Below are 2288 nucleotides of genomic sequence, written 5' to 3' on the forward strand. Positions count from 1 at the left end.
ACCGGGCTCTGGCAGAAGCTCACAGGCTTCTTCGGCGCAGGCGGCGTCGGCGGTGGGCTCTTATGGGGTGTCGACTGGCAGACGCTCGCAGTGATCGCAGGGGCGGCAATTCTGGTGTTGCTTCTGATCGTGTTGCTGCAGAACCAGATCGTCGGCGCGATCAAGAAGGTTCGCGAGGGTCTGGCGTGATGCTTGCCTTCATCCTCTCACCCATAGGGAAGGCCGTGGGCGGTGTTCTGGCGGCGGCGGCTCTCTTGGCTGGCGTCTACGCTTTCGGCCACCACTGGGGCGCTGCGTCGGAAAGACAGGCCATCCTCTCACGATCCGTCGAAGCTCTGCGCGAAAGGAATGCGACCGATGAACAAATCCAAGGCATGGATGCTGCTGCCCTTTGTCGGGCTCTTGGCGGGCTGCCAGACGAATGCGCCGGCCTCGATCTGTGACGGGTGGAAAAAGCTGTCACCCTCGGCATCCACCCGCACCTTCATCATCCGGAATGATCGGCCCTTCGCGGAAGGTGTAGCCGCTCACAACACATTCGGGGCCCGGCAGGGCTGCTGGAAATAGGGCAGGGGATAATGCCAGGCAGCACAGAAGCACAGGTGGCGCGTCTCGATGAGCGTCTCAATTCCATCGAGCGGCTTCTGGCATCAATCGCCGAGGATCAGAAATCGGCATCGGAAGGGCGGCGGCGGAGCTATGAGGCCCAGGAGCGAACCGAACGCGAGATCATCGGCATCACGCATCGATTGGCGGCCGTCGAGAAGAGCGTGGAATCGATTCGCCCGACTACCGAAGAGCTTGAGCGGGTGCGTGACCGCGTCGTGTTCGCCGGGCGGCTTGGGCAGACACTCTGGTCGATCGGCAAGGCGCTGATCTCGGCGGCGGCCGGGGCAACTGCGGCATGGTACGCGATGACGGGGCGACCACCGCCTTAACTTCTCGCAATGATACTCAACGCGGATTAAGTATCATTTGCCCACTGAACTGGTAGACAAGGATCGCCCCGCTGGCTTCGGCTGGCGGGGTTTTTGTGTTCGTGGCTCCGGTTTACGTCCCTGTGCGCATCAGACCGAAAAACGCGAGGACAATCACTGCGCCAGCAATTGTTATGACCAGCCCAATTATAAGCAGTAGCACATCCATCTCGTTGCGTTCCCAGCGGGGCGGCTTGAAACCCATTGAACCCTCCTGCCTATTCTTCTTCGTCTCCCAAATCCTGAATTTCGATCATTCCATGCCCGGAGGCCCAATCGAGAAGTGCCGCATTTACAGCTTCATCGATTGTGAGGCCCTGATGCTCAGCGTAGTCGCTTATCACCTCGGCCACTTCGGGTAGTAACGTCGCCTTGTTTCTTGGGCTGCGAGCATTGCTAATCCTGATCGCAGCGCGTCTGAGAAGTGCTTTGACCTCTCCCGGCTCAAAGCGCTCGAAATTGGCTGCGGCTTCGAGAAGCTGTTTGCCGATCTTGTCAGTCACAATTCCCCCTCCACAAGTCTTATGGCTTCCCGAATCTGCCTGTCCGTCTCCGCGTTGCAGCTTTTGCGGCGGATCTCCGACATGGACAGGCAAAGCAGGGAGAAATCTATCTCGGGCTCGCTCCATCCGGCGCCAATGGCTCGCTGCGCAAGCGCCTGAAACTCTCTCTCCAAGGCTTCCTGACACTCTATGCGCCGATCAGGATCACCTTTGATTCGCTGTGGCGGGACGATCATTCAGGCAGGTCCGGCTTATCGACAATTTTCAGCATGTTGTCGGGCAGGGGACGTTGCAGGGCCTTTGCTTCGTCCCATGGTGCGCGCAACCAGGTGTCCAGTTCCTCGGTGGTGGTCAGGATGACTGGCATGGCCTTCTTGTGGATCGGCGCGACGATGCCATTCGGCTCCGTGGTGAGAAACGCATAAATCTCGTGGTCGGCGGGTTCCTCGCGCGCCATGCGCTTGCCATGCCATTTCGTCCATAGGCCGGCGAAGGCGAAGAGCGGCCGACTTTCGTTCAAGGCGAACCATGCGTCCGGCGTGCGACCGCCTTCCGGCTTGTTCGCCGGGTCGGGCTCGGCAAAGCTGGTCGCTGGCACGAGGCAACGATATTCGGGCCCGAGCCAGCGGCGCCAGTGAGCGGAGCTGACATTGCGAATGTTGGTCACGCCGCTGTCGTGTGCTCCCTTGACGAACATCGGTGGCGTCGGCATGCCCCAGCGGGCGCGCACGAGCTCACGTTCGCCATCCTCTCCCACGCGCACAATCGGCGCATATCGATTGGGATAGACCTGCAGGGATGGCTCGTT

4 protein-coding genes and 1 pseudogene are annotated in these 2288 nt (G+C 60.3%); 3 read left to right on the top strand and 2 right to left on the bottom strand.

All coding sequences use genetic code 11. The annotated features are described in order from the left end of the window. From NA8A_RS24110 to NA8A_RS24115, 3 genes and pseudogenes are all read left to right on the top strand, one after another. Positions 1 to 189, top strand: a pseudogene (locus tag NA8A_RS24110) (glycoside hydrolase family 108 protein); the annotation flags it as partial. Then, complete coding sequence (locus NA8A_RS24965) at positions 189 to 443, top strand: hypothetical protein (protein ID WP_086006193.1); 255 nt, start codon at positions 189 to 191, stop codon at positions 441 to 443. The pseudogene NA8A_RS24110 and the gene NA8A_RS24965, both read left to right, overlap by 1 nt. 135 nt (positions 444 to 578) lie before the next feature. Beyond that, on the top strand, positions 579 to 938 hold the full coding sequence (locus NA8A_RS24115) for a hypothetical protein (protein WP_009453063.1): 360 nt from the start codon (positions 579 to 581) through the stop codon (positions 936 to 938). 257 nt (positions 939 to 1195) lie between these two features. Here NA8A_RS24115 and NA8A_RS24120 read toward each other — a convergent pair whose 3' ends face one another. Both NA8A_RS24120 and NA8A_RS24130 read right to left on the bottom strand, forming a co-directional pair. Then, entirely contained in the window at positions 1196 to 1480 is a 285-nt protein-coding gene (locus NA8A_RS24120; protein WP_009453064.1) for a hypothetical protein, read from the bottom strand. Between the two features lie 232 nt (positions 1481 to 1712). After that, positions 1713 to 2288 (bottom strand): SOS response-associated peptidase (locus NA8A_RS24130; RefSeq protein WP_009453066.1); only part of this gene is annotated, 576 nt, incomplete at its 5' end.

It is taken from the genome of Nitratireductor indicus C115 (assembly GCF_000300515.1).
GTDB classification, from domain to species: domain Bacteria; phylum Pseudomonadota; class Alphaproteobacteria; order Rhizobiales; family Rhizobiaceae; genus Nitratireductor; species Nitratireductor indicus.

Bases quoted from the DNA above. Each gene is read 5' to 3' on its own strand.
- NA8A_RS24965 (WP_086006193.1), top strand. From the start codon at position 189: ATGCTTGCCTTCATCCTCTCACCCATAGGGAAGGCCGTGGGCGGTGTT.
- NA8A_RS24115 (WP_009453063.1), top strand. From the start codon at position 579: ATGCCAGGCAGCACAGAAGCACAGGTGGCGCGTCTCGATGAGCGTCTC.